Source organism: Bradyrhizobium sp. 63_E2_N1_3 (genome assembly GCF_052076005.1).
In the GTDB taxonomy this organism is placed as follows: Bacteria; Pseudomonadota; Alphaproteobacteria; order Rhizobiales; family Xanthobacteraceae; genus Bradyrhizobium; species Bradyrhizobium barranii.
Map to the genome: position 1 here is coordinate 7,964,067 of NZ_CP197235.1, position 15,203 is coordinate 7,979,269.

The 15,203-nt window shown below is 64.7% G+C and carries 18 protein-coding genes; 14 read left to right on the forward strand and 4 right to left on the reverse strand.

Going from position 1 to position 15,203, the window contains the following annotated elements; genetic code table 11:
- Positions 1–148: 148 nt before the first annotated feature.
- From AB7531_RS37830 to AB7531_RS37840, 3 genes are read left to right on the forward strand one after another with little or no spacing between them, the layout of a single operon-like run.
- Positions 149–691, forward strand: a complete 543-nt coding sequence (locus tag AB7531_RS37830) for a MarR family winged helix-turn-helix transcriptional regulator (protein WP_063985573.1) — start codon at positions 149–151, stop codon at positions 689–691.
- A complete protein-coding gene (locus tag AB7531_RS37835) occupies positions 688–1,419 on the forward strand; it encodes a response regulator (protein ID WP_028169830.1) in 732 nt (243 codons plus the stop codon). Before AB7531_RS37830 ends, AB7531_RS37835 begins: the two co-directional genes overlap by 4 nt.
- 18 nt (positions 1,420–1,437) lie before the next feature.
- A complete protein-coding gene (locus AB7531_RS37840) occupies positions 1,438–2,826 on the forward strand; it encodes an ATP-binding protein (RefSeq protein ID WP_063985574.1) in 1,389 nt (462 codons plus the stop codon).
- 129 nt (positions 2,827–2,955) lie between these two features.
- Here the strand turns inward: AB7531_RS37840 and AB7531_RS37845 are convergent, their stop codons facing one another.
- From AB7531_RS37845 to AB7531_RS37855, 3 genes are all read right to left on the reverse strand, one after another.
- Positions 2,956–3,915 (reverse strand): IS5 family transposase, encoded by a 960-nt coding sequence (locus tag AB7531_RS37845; RefSeq protein WP_166348444.1) that lies wholly within the window; start codon positions 3,913–3,915, stop codon positions 2,956–2,958.
- Positions 3,916–4,120: 205 nt separating this feature from the next.
- Positions 4,121–4,651 carry a DUF3617 domain-containing protein gene (locus AB7531_RS37850; protein ID WP_063985575.1) on the reverse strand — a complete coding sequence of 177 codons (531 nt, stop codon included), beginning with the start codon at positions 4,649–4,651 and terminating at the stop codon, positions 4,121–4,123.
- A gap of 29 nt (positions 4,652–4,680) precedes the next feature.
- The gene (locus tag AB7531_RS37855; RefSeq protein WP_063985576.1) at positions 4,681–4,974 is read right to left on the reverse strand and encodes a hypothetical protein; all 294 of its coding nucleotides are present in this window, start codon (positions 4,972–4,974) and stop codon (positions 4,681–4,683) included.
- A gap of 183 nt (positions 4,975–5,157) precedes the next feature.
- Between AB7531_RS37855 and AB7531_RS37860 the strand changes: the two genes are divergently transcribed.
- The 4 genes from AB7531_RS37860 (at position 5,158) to AB7531_RS37875 (ending at position 7,916) form a co-directional block, all read left to right on the forward strand.
- Positions 5,158–5,619, forward strand: a complete 462-nt coding sequence (locus tag AB7531_RS37860; protein WP_063985577.1) for a hypothetical protein — start codon at positions 5,158–5,160, stop codon at positions 5,617–5,619.
- A 122-nt stretch (positions 5,620–5,741) separates the two neighbouring features.
- A complete protein-coding gene (locus AB7531_RS37865; RefSeq protein ID WP_063985578.1) occupies positions 5,742–6,464 on the forward strand; it encodes a ribonuclease T2 family protein in 723 nt (240 codons plus the stop codon).
- Between the two features lie 121 nt (positions 6,465–6,585).
- On the forward strand, positions 6,586–7,446 hold the full coding sequence (locus AB7531_RS37870) for a 23S rRNA (adenine(2030)-N(6))-methyltransferase RlmJ (protein WP_063985579.1): 861 nt from the start codon (positions 6,586–6,588) through the stop codon (positions 7,444–7,446).
- Positions 7,447–7,700: 254 nt separating this feature from the next.
- Positions 7,701–7,916, forward strand: coding sequence for a cold-shock protein (locus AB7531_RS37875; RefSeq protein WP_063986700.1), 216 nt, complete (start codon positions 7,701–7,703; stop codon positions 7,914–7,916).
- A gap of 85 nt (positions 7,917–8,001) precedes the next feature.
- On the opposite strand, the gene AB7531_RS37880 is transcribed toward AB7531_RS37875, so the two are convergent.
- Positions 8,002–8,625, reverse strand: a complete 624-nt coding sequence (locus AB7531_RS37880; RefSeq protein ID WP_014491976.1) for an outer membrane protein — start codon at positions 8,623–8,625, stop codon at positions 8,002–8,004.
- Between the two features lie 249 nt (positions 8,626–8,874).
- On the opposite strand from AB7531_RS37880, the gene uvrC reads away from it, so the two are divergent.
- The 7 genes from uvrC to AB7531_RS37915 all read left to right on the forward strand — a co-directional run bounded on the left by uvrC (position 8,875) and on the right by AB7531_RS37915 (position 15,155).
- A complete protein-coding gene (gene uvrC, locus AB7531_RS37885; RefSeq protein WP_085403343.1) occupies positions 8,875–10,938 on the forward strand; it encodes an excinuclease ABC subunit UvrC in 2,064 nt (687 codons plus the stop codon).
- A 96-nt stretch (positions 10,939–11,034) separates the two neighbouring features.
- Positions 11,035–11,652, forward strand: a complete 618-nt coding sequence (pgsA, locus tag AB7531_RS37890) for a CDP-diacylglycerol--glycerol-3-phosphate 3-phosphatidyltransferase (RefSeq protein ID WP_014491974.1) — start codon at positions 11,035–11,037, stop codon at positions 11,650–11,652.
- Positions 11,649–11,900: a molybdopterin converting factor subunit 1 gene (gene moaD / locus AB7531_RS37895; RefSeq protein WP_015688556.1), complete on the forward strand. Its 252-nt coding sequence runs from the start codon at positions 11,649–11,651 to the stop codon at positions 11,898–11,900. The genes pgsA and moaD overlap by 4 nt, the downstream gene beginning before the upstream one ends.
- A 3-nt stretch (positions 11,901–11,903) precedes the next feature.
- The gene (locus AB7531_RS37900; RefSeq protein ID WP_063985580.1) at positions 11,904–12,386 is read left to right on the forward strand and encodes a molybdenum cofactor biosynthesis protein MoaE; all 483 of its coding nucleotides are present in this window, start codon (positions 11,904–11,906) and stop codon (positions 12,384–12,386) included.
- Positions 12,386–13,345 carry a 50S ribosomal protein L3 N(5)-glutamine methyltransferase gene (gene prmB / locus AB7531_RS37905; RefSeq protein WP_063985581.1) on the forward strand — a complete coding sequence of 320 codons (960 nt, stop codon included), beginning with the start codon at positions 12,386–12,388 and terminating at the stop codon, positions 13,343–13,345. The genes AB7531_RS37900 and prmB overlap by 1 nt, the downstream gene beginning before the upstream one ends.
- A 90-nt stretch (positions 13,346–13,435) precedes the next feature.
- Positions 13,436–14,023, forward strand: a complete 588-nt coding sequence (locus tag AB7531_RS37910) for a phage holin family protein (protein WP_063985582.1) — start codon at positions 13,436–13,438, stop codon at positions 14,021–14,023.
- Between the two features lies 1 nt (position 14,024).
- Positions 14,025–15,155 (forward strand): YihY/virulence factor BrkB family protein, encoded by a 1,131-nt coding sequence (locus AB7531_RS37915; RefSeq protein ID WP_231143638.1) that lies wholly within the window; start codon positions 14,025–14,027, stop codon positions 15,153–15,155.
- Positions 15,156–15,203 lie beyond the last annotated feature (48 nt).

Below are 15,203 nucleotides of genomic sequence, written 5' to 3' on the forward strand. Positions count from 1 at the left end.
GCTCGACAATCGCACGGTAGATCTGCTTCGGCCGTCGCCGCCTGTCCGGCTCTCTCCGGCCGCTCCTAGAACTGCCACCCGACGCGAAGCGATCTAAAATTTCGTGCGGGCTGATCGTTTTGTAACATTGAACCCAAGATACGTCAATATGCCTGACATAAATTTCGCAACTCCCTCTCAAGACGCAGCCGAGCCGCGGCCGGCCGCAGGCGATGGAGGCAATTTGCGCTGGGATATCATCGAACTGCTGTTCTTCGCCTATCGTGATTTCGTCGGCGATCCCGACCAGGAGCTGGAGGCTTTCGGCTTCGGCCGGGCCCACCACCGGGTCATGCATTTCGTCTATCGTTATCCCGGCCTCAAGGTCGCCGACCTGCTCGATGTCCTGCGCATCACCAAGCAGTCGCTCGGCCGCGTGCTCAAGCAGCTCCTGGACGAGGGCTATATCGTGCAGAAGACCGGCGACAATGACCGCCGCCAGCGCCTGCTCTACGCGACGCCGAAGGGCGAGGCGCTGGTGCAGAAGCTCGCCGGGCTCCAGACCACGCGGATCACCAAGGCGCTCGCCGAGCTGGCGCCGCAGGATGCCGATACCGTCAAGCGTTTCCTGCGCGCGATGATCGACCGCGACGATCCGGACAAGGTGCTGGAGACGATCTTCGCCAACGTCAATCAGGACGGAAAGGAGTGAACGTGCCGTTCGCTGCCACGCTCGCCCGCCCGCCGGTAGAACCGGCCGACGATGCGCCGCATCTGCTGCTGGTCGACGACGACCGCCGCATCCGCGATCTGTTGTCGCGCTTCCTCGCCAGCGAAGGTTATCGCGTCACCACCGCCGCAAGCGCCGGCGATGCACGCTCGAAGCTCATGGGCCTGCATTTCGATCTCCTGATCCTCGACGTCATGATGCCCGGCGAGACCGGCTTCGATCTCGCCCGCTTCATCCGGACCTCATCCTCGGTGCCGATCGTGATGCTGACGGCGCGGCACGAGGCCGAAGCCCGCATCGAGGGCCTGCAGATCGGGGCCGACGATTACGTGGCAAAACCGTTCGAGCCGCGCGAGCTTGCGCTGCGCATCAACAACATCCTCAAGCGCGCCGCACCGCCGCCGCAAACCGCCGCGGTGGAGAAGATCGCGTTCGGCCCTTACGTCTACCATCTCGATCGCGGCGAGCTGCGCCAGGGCGAGGAAGTCATTCACCTCACCGACCGCGAGCGCGAGATGCTGCGGATTCTCTCGGAGACCCCGGGCGAGACCGTGCCGCGCAGCGCGCTCACCGGCAATGGCAGCGTCAACGAGCGCGCCGTCGACGTGCAGATCAACCGCCTCAGGCGCAAGATCGAGACCGACCCCGCCAATCCGCTGTTCCTCCAGGCGGTGCGCGGCATCGGCTACCGCCTGGTGGCCTCGCCATAAAGCAGTGAAGCGCGACCGATGAGCACGATCGATACCGGCCTGACGCTGTTGAAGAGCGCCGCCGGCCGCGTCTCTGCCGCCAATGGCTGGATGGGCAACGCGTTCAAGGGCTGGATGCCGACCGGCCTCTATGCGCGCGCGCTCCTCATCATGATCGTACCGATGGTGATCCTGCAATCGGTCGTCGCCTTCGTGTTCATGGAGCGGCACTGGAACACGGTGACGCGCCGCCTGTCGGCTGCCGTCGTGCAGGACATCGCCGCGCTGATCGACGTCTACAAGGGCTATCCGCAGGACAAGGACCGCAACGAGATCCGCCGCATCGCCCAGCAGCGCCTCGGCCTCGTGGTGGACTTCCTGCCTGCCGGTGACATGCCGCCGCCGGGGCCAAAGCCGTTCTTCTCGCTGCTCGACCAGACGCTGTCGGTGCAACTCGGCCGCCAGATCGGACGCTCGTTCTGGATCGACACCGTCGGCCGCTCCAACCTCGTCGAGATCCGCATCCAGCTCGACGATGCCGTGATGCGCGTGTTCGCGCAGCGTAGCGCCGCCTATGCCTCGAACTCGGAGATCTTCCTGTTCTGGATGGTCGGCACGTCCTCGATCCTCCTGATCGTCGCGGTGCTGTTCCTACGCAACCAGATCAAACCGATCCTGCGGCTGGCGGACGCCGCCGAAAGTTTCGGCAAGGGCCGCGAGGCGCCGAACTTCAGGCCGCGCGGCGCGCGCGAGGTACGGCGCGCGGCGGTCGCCTTCCTCGAGATGAAGTCACGCATCGAGCGCACGATGGAGCAGCGCACCGCGATGCTAGCCGGCGTCAGCCACGATCTGCGCACCATCCTGACCCGGTTCAAGCTCGAGCTGGCGCTGATTGGCGACAACCCAGAGCTCGAAGGCATGCGCAAGGACGTCGACGAGATGTCGATGATGCTGGAGGACTACCTTGCATTTGCCCGCGGCGATTCCGGCGAGCAATCGCAGCCGACCGACATGGCGCAGGCGCTCGAGGAACTGCGCAGCGACGCCGAGCGCCACGGCCACACCGCGACCGTCGCGTTCCACGGCCTGCCCGTGGTGACCGTGAAGCCGGCCTCGTTCAAGCGCTGCCTCGCCAACCTCGTCACCAACGCGGCGCGCTACGGCAAGAGCATCGCCATCAGCGGCCAGCGCGATCACCGTTATTTGACCGTCACGGTCGAGGACGACGGCCCCGGCATTCCCGCGCACTTGCGCGAAGAGGTGTTCAAGCCGTTCCTCCGTCTCGACAACGCCCGCAACCAGGACGAAGGCGGCACGGGCTTGGGGCTAGCCATCGCCCGCGACATCGCGCGCTCGCATGGCGGCGACATCACCCTCGGCGACAGCCCGATGGGGGGATTAAGGGCGAGCGTCAGGATACCGGTGTAGCTTTGCTCTTCCTTCTCCCCTTGTGGGCCTGTTGCGTTATCGGCTTTTGAGGCTGAAGACGTCAGGAGAGAAGGCCTTGGTCCTGGCAATGCCTGCGAAGATCTGTAGTTGTTGCCCTCAGCGGGCAGCTCACGCGGCGATCGTGGCCCACCGCCTCATGTTGAAGGCGATTGAGGCGAGCAGAACTTGCCCGGTCGCCTTGATCAGACCGACGTAGCGGATGCAGGTCAGCCGCATGCGGCGTTTGAGAGTAGCGAAGGTGGTCTCGACCTGGGCTCGGCGGCGCGCGATGAGGAGGTTGTAGCGTTTGAGCCTCGGCGGCAACTCCGGGTGATGCCGGTTGGGCCGACGAGCAATGCGGGGTTTCTTGCCCTCCGCCTTCAGCCGGGCCCGTCGGGCATGGGTGTCGTAAGCCGCATCGGCCCACACCGCAGCTTCATCGCCGCGGATCAAAGCGTCCGCCGGTGTCGTGTCGTTGATGTTGGCCGGTGTGGTCAGTACCGTGCGGATCAAGCCGGATCCTTCGTCGACACCGACATGGGCCTTGTAACCGAACGTCGTGCCGCTCTTGCCTTGCCGCTTGGTGAAGCGGGCGTCGGGATCGTTTGAGGGGCGATCCTCCTTCGGAGGAGCCGACACCGCCTGGATCAAGGTCGCATCCAGCATCGTGCCGCGCTTGAGGATGACGCCGGCATTCTCAAGCTGACGATCCAGCTCACCAAACAGCTTCTCCAGCAGGCCTTGTTCGACAAGCTGGTTCCGAAAGCGGTTCAGGACCGTATGGTCGGGCGTCGCATCCTCAAGGCTCAAACCGACGAAGCGCTTGAACGACAACCGGTCGCCCAGCGCTTCCTCGAGTTCGCGCTCCGAAAGACCATACAGCGACTGCAACAGCACAGCACGAAACAGCACCAGCACCGGATAGCCTGGTCGACCGGGGCTCCCTTCATCCCGCAAATGGCCGATCAGCTTCTCGAACCGGTACCACTTGACCAGGCCAGCCAGCCGATCCAGCGCCGCATTGGCGCCGGCCCCCTTCGGCATCAGCGCTTCCACAAAGCTCGGCTGTCCCGTCCGCTTGACCGCCATCGCTACCCTCCAAGGCTTTGCCCTAGGGAATCACAATTGACGAATTACGCAACAGGCCCCTTGTGGGAGAAGGTGGCGCGAAGCGCCGGATGAGGGGTTGTTTCCGCGAATTCAGAAGTAAGAGAGTCACGCGCGGAGACCCCTCACCCGTCTCGCCGCTACGCGGCGAGCCACCCTCTCCCACAAGGGGAGAGGGAAGACAAACCTACTTCGGCAACAGCGCCTTCAGCTTGTCCATGTCGCGCACGTTCATCTTGAAGCCGCCGGGCATCACGATGTCACCGGGCTTCTGGTCGGGCTTGCAGGCCCCCAGCCACTTGGCTTCGAGCTGCATCGTGGTGTCGCGGCCTGCTGCGCCGGCGGCGCCGCCTTGCGCGTGCGACGAGGTCTTCACCGTATAGGCCGAGTTGAAATCGCCGGTGATCTCGGCATGCGAGGTCGTGCTGATGCCGGCGACGTTGCACTCGGAATCGCTGACATAGCCGGTCGCGGTCTTCTTGATGTCCTGCTTGGCGCAGATCTGCTTGGCCATCGGGGAGACGTTGTTGTTCATCTCCTTGTCGACGGTCTCGTCGGTGCAGTGCTGCATGGTCATCTCGGGCATGGGCGTGCCGGTCCTGACCATCTTCATTTCCCAGAGACCGGCCTTGCGCACCGGCAGATCGTCGGCGCTGGCGCTGCCTGCCGACACCACAAGACAAAGGGCCGAGCCGAGCAAAGCGAGCTTGCGCGTCATGTGGAAGCTCCCGACGTTCCGAAAGCGCCTCAGTACAGCGTGCGGATCGGCTGTTGGGCAGCGCCATAGGGCACCCAACGGCAGGAGAACGAGATGTAGCCGCCCTCAAAGGCCTGCACCGCGAGGAATTTCACGACCTTGCCGTAGCGCGCGCAGTGATCGACCGCGACCTGCCGCGCATCCGCCTGGGTCGCCAGCGAATAAGCGATGATGCCGCCGGTGTCGTTGCCCTTGAACGGAGGCACCGGAAGGAGATCGGCGCGTGCCGACTGGCTGGCCATCATACCCAGGGCAAGAAAGCCCGCGGCCGCAATGATTCGCATTCCCGTCACTCCAATTGGTTGGCGCCAGTTTACGGTGCCGGGAGGTCCATGAAAAGAACTGATGCCCCGCCGGCTGCGAGGTTGGGGTCAACTCTTGGCCAAGTGTTGCCGCGCTGCACTTGACCTGCCCCGGCCTTCGCGGCACCGTCCATCCTTCGCAAGACCCAGCTGTCCGGATTGCCCATGCGCGCCCTCCCCCTGAAATCGCTCCGCTTTGCCACCTTGCTTGGCCTCATGTTCGGAGCGCTGTCGCTCGGTGAGGCCAGGGCCGCCAATCCGCTGGAGCTGAACTTCTGGCTGAACGGGCCGCGCTATGACGGCGCCGTCGTCGATTGCGAGAGGGCGCTGCCGACCATCGCCACCCAGTTCTGGGAGAAGGAAAGCTCGTTCTGGAATTCCTCGTTGAAGATCACCGGCTTCGCCGCCGTTCACGAGATCGCGTTCCGGCCCTGGCAGTCCGACAACATTCCGCGCCGCTATTGCACCGGCGACGCCATGCTCAATGACGGCAAGGTGCGCAAGGTGCATTTCTCGATCATCGAGGATGGCGGCTTCTCCGGCTACGGCAATGGTGTGGAATGGTGCGTGGTCGGGCTTGACCGCAACTGGGCCTACAATCCGTCCTGCCGCGCCGCCAGGCCCTGAGCCTCGATCGAAAGGCCTGAATCGGACTGATCAGGCGCCTGACGGGCCGGCCCGAATTTTGTTCTTGAAATGTTCTTGTTGCCTGCTAGGCTGATTGCACAGTCTAGTTGAGGGGCGTCGCCATGTTTCATTTTAGATTGCGTTCGTTCACCCGTCTCGTGATCTCACTGACCCTCCCCCTGGTTCTGGCCGCCGGGCTGGTCGCGCTGCCGGGCGGCGCGAAGGCCCAGGACAAACGGCAGAACGCGCCCGGCGAATTCGACTTCTATGTGCTGTCGCTGTCATGGTCGCCCTCGTTCTGCGAGGAGGCGTCCGAGCGCAACCGCGGCGGCGGCGGCGGTGGTCGCTCGCAGATGCAGTGCAGCGGGCGGCCCTACGCGTTCGTGGTGCACGGGCTGTGGCCGCAATATGAGAATGGCTTCCCTGAATATTGCCAGCGGCCGTCGCCACGCCTGAACCGCAACATCGTCTCTTCGATGCTCGATTTGATGCCGGCGCCGGGGCTGATCTTCAACGAGTGGGACAAGCACGGCACCTGCTCCGGGCTCGACAGCCGCAATTATTTCGAGACGATCCGAAAGGCGCGCGCCGCGATCAAGATCCCGGCGGAATATCTCGAACTGTCGCAGGCCAAGACCGTGGCGCCGGGCGAGGTGGAGGAAGCCTTCATCAAGGCCAATGCGGGCCTGAGCAACGCGGCCATCTCGGTCACCTGCAATCGGACCCGGCTCTCCGAGGTCCGCATCTGCCTCAGCAAGGACCTGCAATTCCGGGCCTGCGAGGAGATCGAGCGCCGCGCCTGCCGCCGCGACCAGGTGACGATGCCGCCGATCAGAGGTGGCTAGTCCAAGTGTTTGTGCCCCGGACGCAGCGCCGGTTCGGCGGTGCGCTGCAGATTCGGGGCCCATGCCGGCACAGGCGCGCATCCCGCTTTGCTCAAGCCGTGACGTAGCGTAGTCCTGTCTCATGAACTACCGTCACGCCTTCCACGCCGGAAACTTCGCCGATGTCATCAAGCACATCGTGCTCGCGCGCATCATTACTTACCTCCAGGACAAGCCGGGGGCATTCCGTGTCATCGACACCCATGCCGGCGCTGGCCTCTACGATCTCGAAAGCGACGAGGCGCGCCGTAGCGGCGAATGGCTGACCGGCATCGCGCGGCTGATGCAGGCGCGCCTGTCGAACGACGCCGTGGCGCTGGCCAAGCCCTATCTCGACATCGTTCGCGCCTACAATCCGAAGGGCGAGCTCAAGGCCTATCCGGGTTCGCCGCTGATCACGCGCGGCCTGCTGCGGCCGCAGGACCGCCTCGTTGCCTGCGAGCTCGAGCCGAAGGCGCGCAAGGCGCTGATCGGTGTGCTGCGCCGCGACGAACAGGCGCGCGTGGTCGATCTCGACGGCTGGGTCGCGCTGCCGGCCTTCGTGCCACCGAAGGAACGGCGCGGGCTCGTGCTGATCGACCCGCCGTTCGAGGCGAAAGACGAGTTCGAAAAGCTCGGCGACGCCTTCGCGGCGGCTTTCACCAAATGGCCGACCGGTATCTATGTAATCTGGTATCCGGCCAAGAGCCGGCGCGCCACCGACACGCTGGTGCAATCAGTGGCGCGGCTCGCAGCCGCAGCAAAACCGCCAGGAAAATGTCTGCGTCTCGAATTCAGTGTCGCGCCGCAGCTTGATGGCGCCGCCCTCACCTCCGCCGGATTGTTGATCGTCAATCCGCCGTACACGCTGCATGGCGAGCTCAAGACGATCCTGCCCGAGCTGGAGATACCGCTCGGACAGGGCGGAGCTGCCAGATTCCGATTAGAGGTGCCGAGACCGTAACACCCCGGCATTCTTGGGAAAAAGATGCAGGAGCGGTAGTCAATCTGCAGAGAACCGTATTATGCTGTTTCCGTGACTGGCTTTACGTTCCGCTTCCGCGAATGGTTGCGGCGGAGTGAAGGCCTAAGAAAGATCCGATCGGACCGAAAGAAAGGTCCGCCCAAGGATGGCCAGCTCCCGGGCTTCGTAAGGCCCGGTCATGTCGTGACGTGAGTCTGCGTCGCGACGGAGGAGCAATGAGGGGGAGTTTCCCGATGGCCATGACGGGAACGGTCAAGTTTTTTAACGGCGAGCGCGGCTACGGTTTCATCAAGCCCGACGACGGCGGGCGCGACGTCTTCGTGCACATTACTGCTGTGGAGCGGGCGGGACTGAAAGATCTCGCCGAAGGACAGCGCATTACTTTTGAAGTCGAGCCGGACAAGAAGGGGAAGGGACCAAAGGCAGTCAATTTGGTCATCGTCTCCTAGAGCGTTTTCGAGCGAACACCTGGCGAAAAAAATCCCGGCCGCGAGCGGCCGGGAGGCTGTTGTCCGGTATTTTCTTCTTCAACTATCAGAAGTGATAGTTCACGCCTGCGCGCACAACGCTGGCGCTATAGCCGTTTGACACGCCGGTAATTGCGAACTGGCTCGTCGACAGATCGATGTAGAGATATTCGAGCTTGGCGCTCCAGTTCGGCGCGAAGCCGACTTCCGCGCCGGCACCGATGGTCCAGCCTGCGGTGGTGTGCGACTCCGTCCAGCCGAATGTCTGCGCGCGCAGTTCGCCGAAGGCGAGGCCGGCGGTGCCGTAGAACAGCACGTTGCTGAAGGCATAGCCCGCACGGCCGCGCAGCGTGCCGAACCAGGGGTTGGAGAACTTCCACGGCGCGAAGGTGTCATCAGCGCCCGCGGCCTGGATATCGCCCTCGACGCCGAACACCCATGGACCGTTCTGGAAATTGTAGCCGGCCTGTACACCGCCGACGAAACCGGAGGGCTTGACGGGCGAGTTACTCACCGAGCCCCACTCATAGCCGAGATTGGCACCGAGATACGGACCGGCCCAACTATAGGCATTGAGCGGCTGATTGACGGTGTAGGGCGCACCCTGCCCGTAATTGAGATCGGCGGCCTCTGCCGAAGCTGTCCAGCCGGCTGCAACCAACACGGCTGCGCCTACAACGAACCCCCTCATCGGTACTCTCCAACGCAACGGCCGCCCCCCGCGATGCCTGCGCCGCCGCGCAAGGCAAAATCGCATGGTTACGGAACCTCCTCTTTTTCGCGTAAGATTTATCGAGAGTTTTAAGTTAAAGGCCTGTTAAGCCGGGTTACCACGCTCTTAACAGGCTTAAGCAAGTGTTACCCGGAACCGCGCCGCCATCCTGTGTGTGCCGCAAGGCTGGAACTTCAAATCGGCACCCCCAGCGCTTAAATTCGCATCATGGCTCACGATTCCACCGACAATCCGGACGACGCACGCGCGCGCAAATCTCCGCGCGGCACGACGGCCGACGCCCCGCCGGAGAGCCTGGCGCCGCCGGACCTCGATCCCGCCACCACCGCTGGCGAGGACGAGGACGACGCGCTGCTGCCTGACATCCTGGAGGAGAGCGGCGCGGTCGGCGAAGAGCCGCTGGCGACCGGCCATGAAGCGATCGAGCGCGCGGTCCGCCTCGCGCCCACCTCGCCGGGCGTCTATCGCATGCTCAGCGCCAATGCCGACGTGCTCTATGTCGGCAAGGCCAAGAACGTCAAAAAGCGCCTGTCGAACTATGCGCGCCAGAGCGCGCCGCAACCGGCGCGCATCCTGCGCATGATCGCAGCCACGGTGACCGTGGAGATCGTCTCGACCAACACCGAGACCGAAGCGCTGCTGCTGGAAGCCAATCTCATCAAGCAGCTCCGGCCGCGCTTCAACGTGCAGCTGCGCGACGACAAGTCGTTTCCCTACATCCTGATCACCGGCGACCATTGGGCGCCGCAGATCCTCAAGCATCGTGGTGCGCAGTCGCGGCCCGGCCGCTATTTCGGCCCGTTCGCTTCCGCCGGTGCGGTCAACCGCACCATCACCGCCTTGCAGCGCGCGTTCCTGATCCGCTCCTGCACCGATTCCTTCTTCGAGAGCCGCTCGCGGCCCTGCCTGCTCTACCAGATCCGTCGCTGCGCCGGCCCCTGTACCCGCGAGATCGATTTCCCCGGCTATACGACGCTGGTGCGCGAGGCGACAGACTTCCTCTCCGGCAAGAGCCAAGCGGTGAAGCAGGAGCTTGCCGGCGAGATGGAGAAGGCCTCCGGCGAGCTCGAATTCGAGACCGCGGCACTCTACCGCGACCGCCTCGCCGCGCTGTCGGCGATCCAGTCGCAGCAGGGCATCAATCCGCGCACGGTGGAAGAAGCCGACGTGTTCGCCATCCACCAGGAGGGCGGCTTCTCCTGCGTCGAAGTGTTCTTCTTCCGCACCGGACAGAACTGGGGCAACCGCGCCTATTTCCCGCGCGCAGAGAAGACCTATACGCCGGAGGAAGTGCTGGGGTCCTTCCTCGCCCAGTTCTACGACGACAAGCCGCCGCCGAAGAACATCCTGCTCTCGCACGAGATCGAGGAAAGCGAGCTGCTCGCCAATGCGCTGTCGATCAAGGCCGGCCACAAGATCGAGGTCACGGCGCCCAAGCGCGGCGAGAAGAAGGAGCTGGTCGCCCACGCGCTGACCAATGCGCGCGAGGCGTTGGGCCGCAAGCTCGCGGACACCGCGACACAGAGCCGCCTGCTCGACGCCATGGCCACGACGCTGAGCCTGCCGCATTCGCCCAAGCGCATCGAGGTCTACGACAACAGCCACATCCAGGGCACCAATGCGGTCGGCGCCATGATCGTCGCCGGGCCCGATGGTTTCGTGAAGAACCAGTACCGCAAGTTCAACATCAAGTCGGAAGGGCTCACGCCGGGCGACGATTATGGCATGATGAAAGAGGTGCTGGAGCGCCGCTTCAAGCGCCTGATCAATCCGCCCGAGGACGCCGCCGGCAAGGCCAAGGACGACGACTTCCCGCAATGGCCCGACCTCGTGATCATCGACGGCGGTCGCGGCCAGCTCAACGCCGTCCGGGAGATCTTTACGAATCTCGGCCTGACCCAGGTGTCGCTGATGTCGGTCGCCAAGGGACCGGACCGGGATGCCGGCCGCGAAACCCTGTTCATGCCGGAGCGCGAGGCGATCAAGCTGGAGCCGCGCGATCCCGTGCTTTATTTCATCCAGCGCCTGCGCGACGAGGCCCACCGCTTCGTCATCGGCTCGCACCGCAAGCTGCGCAAGAAGGACATCCGCGAGGCCGGTTTGCAGGAGATTCCGGGCATCGGCCCGTCACGCAAACGTGCCTTGCTGCACCATTTCGGAACCCTGAAGGAGATCGAGCGGGCCTCGATCGCCGATCTCGGCAAGGTTCCGGGGGTGAGCGCCGAGAGCGCCCGCAGGATTTTCGACTATTTCCATCCCCAGCCGGGGTGAACTAAGGGGGCCGCGGTCATATGGTCGTCGCATGCTGCACCTCATTTGGGGAGCGGGACGGTTGACCTTCAGGCACGAGCGGTATTGGTAGGACGGATGAACATCGCCACGACACGAGGGACGACCAGCCGCGCGATGTCCCTCCCGAACATCCTGACCTATGGCCGGATCGCCGCGATCCCGGTCGTGGTCGGGTGCATCTATGCACAGTCGATTCTGGATCAGCCGCTGTGGCTGCGGTGGGTCGCGGTCGCCATCTTTATCGCGGCGGCAGTGACCGATTACCTCGACGGCTATTACGCGCGGATCTGGAATCAGCAATCGGCGTTCGGCCGGATGCTCGATCCGATCGCCGACAAGCTGCTGGTGGCCTCCTGCCTGCTGATGCTCGCCGCCGACGGCATCATCCATGGCTGGTCGCTATGGGCCGCCATCGTGATCCTGTGCCGCGAGATCCTGGTCTCGGGCCTGCGCGAATATCTCGCGGCGTTGCGGGTGAGCGTTCCCGTGACAAAGCTTGCGAAGTGGAAGACGACCGTTCAGCTCATCGCCATCGGCTTCCTGCTCGCTGGCCCGGCCGGCGATGAGGTGGTGCCCGTGGTCTCGATGATCGGGCTGGCGCTGCTCTGGGCCTCGGCGATCCTCACCATATACACGGGCTACGACTATTTCCGCGCCGGCATCCATCACCTCATCAAGGAGGATGAGGCATGAAGGTGAAGTACTTCGCCTGGGTGCGCGAGCGCGTCGGCAAGGCCGAGGAGACCATCGAGCCGCCGGCGACCGTGCGCACCGTCGAGGAGCTGATCGCCTGGCTGTCCGGCCGGAGCGAGGCCTATGCCTACGCCTTCGAGAAGCCGAAGGTGATCCGCACCGCGATCGATCATGCCCATGTCAAATCGGACGCCGCGATCGCGGGCGCCCGCGAGATCGCGTTTTTCCCGCCGATGACCGGCGGCTAGGCCATGACCTCCCCCGCCGGCCCCTGCCCCGTCACCATCCGCATCCAGCAGGACGATTTCGACATCGCGCGCGAGATCGCGATCCTGACCGGGAGCCGCACCGACATCGGCGCGGTCGTAAGCTTTTCCGGCATCTGCCGCGGCGACGAGAACAGCGCGAAGATCGCCGCCCTCACGCTCGAACATTATCCCGGCATGGCGGAAGAAGAGATCAAGCGCCATGCCGACGAGGCTACATCGCGCTGGCCGCTGAACGGCGTCACCATCATTCATCGCGTCGGGCGGTTCATGCCCGGGCAGAATATCGTGCTGGTGCTCACGGCGTCGCAGCACCGCCAGGCGGCGTTCCAGGCGGCCGAGTTCCTGATGGATTATCTCAAGACCAGCGCCCCGTTCTGGAAGAAGGAAGAGAGCGCCACCGGTACCGGCTGGGTCGAAGCCCACGCCCGTGACGACGAGGCCGCCGCACGCTGGACCCGATCCTGATGGCACAAGCATCCAAGAAGACCACGCGCGGCCGCGCCGCGCCAAAGCTCGCGAAGGTCGGCCGCGGCGAGTTGCTCACGCTGATCGATTTCGTGCGCTACGCCGTGAGCCGCTTCACCGAGGCGAAGCTCGCCTTTGCCCATGGCACGACCGATCCGGTCGCGGAAGCAGCCTTCCTGGTCTGCGAAGCCCTGCATCTGCATCCCGACCAGTTCGAGATCTTTGCCCATGCCTGCGTCACGTCGGCGGAAGGCAAGACCATCGTCGACCTCATCCATCAGCGCGTCACCACGCGCAAACCGACCGCCTATCTCGTCAACAAGATCTACATGCGCGGCCTGCCCTTCTATGTCGACGAGCGCGTCATCGTTCCGCGCTCCTTCATCGGCGAGCTGCTGGAGTCGCATTTCGGCGGCGACGGCGAGGCGGGCTCGCTGATCGACGACCCCACGGCCGTCGAACGTGTGCTCGATCTCTGCACGGGCTCGGGATGTCTCGCCATCCTTGCCGCGCATCATTTCCCGAATGCCACCGTTGATGCCGTCGACATCTCCAAGGGCGCGCTCGAAGTCGCCACACGAAATGTCGGCGAATTCGGGCTCGATGACCGGATCAGCCTGCATCGCGGCGACCTGTTCGCCCCGCTCGGCGACAACAGATACGACCTGATCATCACCAACCCGCCCTACGTCGATGCCGAAGGCATGGCGGCGCTGCCGCCGGAGTGCCGCGCCGAGCCGAAGCTCGCCTTTGACGGCGGCGCCGACGGTCTCGACGTGGTGCGCCGGATCTTGCGCGATGCGCCCGATCACCTGACGCCGGATGGCGGCTTGATCTGCGAGATCGGCCGCGGCCGCGAACTGGTCGACGAGGCCTTTCCGGAACTGCCGCTGCTCTGGCTCGACACCGAGGAATCCGAGGGCGAGGTGTTCTGGATCGCGGCCGCCGATCTCGGCTGATCCGTCCCGGCACCCGCGCTCCGCGCGGAACAAGTCAAATTCCGCCACGTTCATCCCCCGACGATTTTTTCGTTCTCGGAGGATGTCCGCATGCTCGCGCCATCGGGCGAACTGCTGCGCGCCGGCATGGCGCTCAAGATCAATCACCTCAAGCGCGCCGCGCGATCGTACTTGCGCGACCGCACCAATCAGGCCACGGGCCGCGCGACGTCCTATGCGGTCGCGGCAGGACTGTTCGCAATGGCCGGGCTGTTCCTGATCGCCACCCTCTTTGTCGGCCTGATCGCCCTTTATCGTTGGGTCGCAATCACCCACGGACAATTCTGGGGCTTCGGTGCCGTCGCGGCCGTGCTCCTGGTGCTGGCCGTATCCTGCGCCGGCCTGGCTCAGGCCCAAATGAAGCGTCGGGACAAGCCGATCGTGCCGCTTGCCAGCCGTATGCGCGTTGCGATCGCCACCCCGCGGATCCCGCGCGGAACGGTCAAGCAGGCGGTGAAAGAGGTCGCAACGACGATTCCGCTGGTGTCGCCCGCACCGGGCGAACGTGGCCGTGGCGGCAACGCCGTGTCGGCTCGGACTAACCGGCCCGTGCAGCTAGGTCTGATGCTCGCAGCCGTCGGGCTGCTGGGCTTCACGGCCGCACGGCGGCGGCGACACGGCCACAGATTGGACGCTTGAAATGCGCGCGCGGCGCACCGAGCACCTCGACAGTTGGTTGCTGGTCGCCGCCACGGCCGTCTTCGTGCTGTCCGCGGAACGCTACTTTCAGGAGTCCGGCCCCATCCGGCCGGGGCCTCCGCAAGACCATCGCAATAATGAAGCAAACTCGCCGGAAACGAGCCCGGCCGGCGCGGCGATGCAGCTTGGCCACGGCCGGCACGCGAAAAGCCCTTTCGCGATCCCGTGGGCGGGCTGGAAAGACATCTTCTGGCGCACCTATCAGCGCATCGACGACGATCGCCTGCTCGCGACTGCGGGCGGCGTCGTCTTCTTCGGGCTGCTCGCGATCTTTCCCGCCGTGACCGCGCTGGTCTCATCCTACGGCCTGTTCGCGGATCCCTCGACGATCAGTTCCAACCTGCATTCGCTCGCGATGCTGCTGCCCGAGGGCGCGTTCCAGATCGTCGAGGACCAGGTCGCGCGCGTGGTGTCCAACGGCAATACCGCCCTGGGCGTCACCTTCCTGTTTGGCCTCTTGCTCGCGATCTGGAGCGCCAATGCGGGCGTCAAAGCCATCTTCGATGCCCTCAACGTCGCCTATGAGGAGCGCGAAAAGCGCAGCTTCGTCCGGCTGAACACGGTGTCGTTGGCTTTCACCGTCGGCAGCATCGCGGCGCTGCTGCTGATGGTGGGCACCGTGGTCGCCTTCCCGCTCGCGCTCAACCATCTCGGCATCGCGCCGGAAAGCAGGCTGATCGTCGCTCTCGCGCGATGGCCGGTGCTGTTCGTCATCCTGCTGGCGGCGCTTGCCGTCCTCTACCGCTTCGCACCGAGCCGCGACGCGCCGCGCTGGCAATGGCTGAGCCTCGGCGCGGTGACGGCCGCCATCCTCTGGATCGCCGGCTCGGCGCTCCTGTCCTGGTATCTCTCGGAATTCGCCAATTACAACGCGACCTACGGCTCGCTCGGCGCGGCGATCGGCTTGATGATGTGGATGTGGATGTCGGCGATCGTCATCATGTTCGGGGCCGAGCTGAACTCGGAGATCGAGCGGCAGACCCTTCGGGATACGACCACCGGACCGCCCAAGCCGCTCGGCACCCGCGAGGCCGTCTCGGCCGACACGGTCGGCGCCGCCGCGCCATCCTGATTGCCGGCGGTCAGGCCGGGGCTCGGCCTGACCGGATCACGACGGCAA